This window comes from Pseudomonas sp. (assembly GCF_050739655.1).
In the GTDB taxonomy this organism is placed as follows: Bacteria; Pseudomonadota; Gammaproteobacteria; order Pseudomonadales; family Pseudomonadaceae; genus Aquipseudomonas.
Map to the genome: position 1 here is coordinate 1 of NZ_JBOIBY010000643.1, position 1480 is coordinate 1480.

At 57.6% G+C, this 1480-nt stretch carries 2 protein-coding genes; both read right to left on the minus strand.

The window, feature by feature from the left end:
• Nucleotides 1-596: L(+)-tartrate dehydratase subunit beta (gene ttdB / locus ACRESJ_RS30810; RefSeq protein ID WP_151149733.1), on the minus strand; the 596-nt coding region annotated here is incomplete at its 3' end.
• The coding region (gene ttdA, locus ACRESJ_RS30815) for a L(+)-tartrate dehydratase subunit alpha (protein WP_431761277.1) at nt 593-1480 on the minus strand (888 nt) is incomplete at its 5' end. The genes ttdB and ttdA, both read right to left, overlap by 4 nt.

Here is a 1480-nt window from a genome sequence, read left to right on the forward strand (position 1 = left end):
CGTACCTGGGCGTTGATCTTCTCGATGATCGACCCCTTGCGCTCGTTGAAGCGCACCTTGTTCTGTTCGAACAGGTTATTGCCTTTGGTGTCGATGGAAATGATCAGCGGGCCGAACTCGCGCACCCGGTTCACCCAAAGGGTTTCCGGCATGCCCAGATCTTGCCACTCGGCACGCTCGATTTCTTCCACCTTGGTGGCGGCCAACACCGCGCAACCGCCCGGGAATACCGCATGCACCGCCTTGTTTTCCAGGCAGCCAGCGGTTGTTTCCGGGCCCATGCCACCTTTACCGATGATCATTTTAACGCCAGTTTCTTCGATGAATTGGCGTTCAAATTTTTCCATGCGCATGCTGGTGGTTGGCCCGATCGACACCATCTCGAAGCTGCCATCATCTTTCTTACGAACAATAGGCCCAGCGTGAAAAATGGCCCCGCCCTTCAGATCCACGGGCAACTCGCGCTTAAGCTCAATCAGGCGACGGTGCGCCACGTCACGGCAGGTCACCAATTGACCGGTAAGGTAAACGACGTCACCGACATTGAGGCCTGCGAGATCTTCGTCCTTGATCGGGGTATTGAGGACTTTAATCACAGTACTACTCCTTCATGGGAGAGGATGTCGTAGGAAAGGTCGGCATTGATTCGGATCTTGCCGCGGCGATGCGCCCAGCAACCGGTGGACACGGCTACGCCAATGGTGGAAGGGTGGCGCGCGGATGACTCAATGTTCACCCCCATCACACTGCTGTTACCGGTCAGGCCCTGCGGGCCAATGCCGACTTCGTTTAAGCCCTCCTCGAGGAGCCTTTCCATCAACGCAGCACTTTCATTGGGGTGGCTCGAATCCACCGGGCGCAGGATCGCCAGTTTGGACAAACGCGCTGCGGTTTCCACAGAAGTGGATACCCCCACGCCAACCAACAATGGTGGGCAAGCGTTCACGCCGCGGGACGTAATCACATCGAAAACGAATTCGGTCACACCTTCATAGCCCTGGCCAGGCATCAACACCTTCGCCGAGCCTGGCAACGTGCAACCGCCACCGGCCATGTACACGTCGATCAATGCGTAGTCAGCGTCGGGGATGATTTGCCAGTCCAGCCACGGGATTTTTGAGCCCGTGTTGGTGCCGGTATTTTTCTCGACGAAAGTCTCCACCGCGTTGTGGCGCAGTGGACCCTTGATGGTCGCTTCCTTTGTTGCGTTTTCCAGGATGGTCTCCAGCTCGCCCAACAACGGAAACCGGGCACCCGCGCTGATGAAGTACTGAATCACCCCAGTGTCCTGGCAGCTGGGGCGGTCCAGCTTGTCGGCGTAGTCCTGGTTTTCGGCCATGGAGTCGTAGACGGCAATGGCCAGCGGATTGGTCTCCGCAGCGCGCAACTGGGCGGTCTTTTTCTTCACGTCGGTAGGCAGGCGCTTGCCGATATAGGCCGTAAACTTGGCCAACACGTCGGTCAACGTCTCAACTGCTGA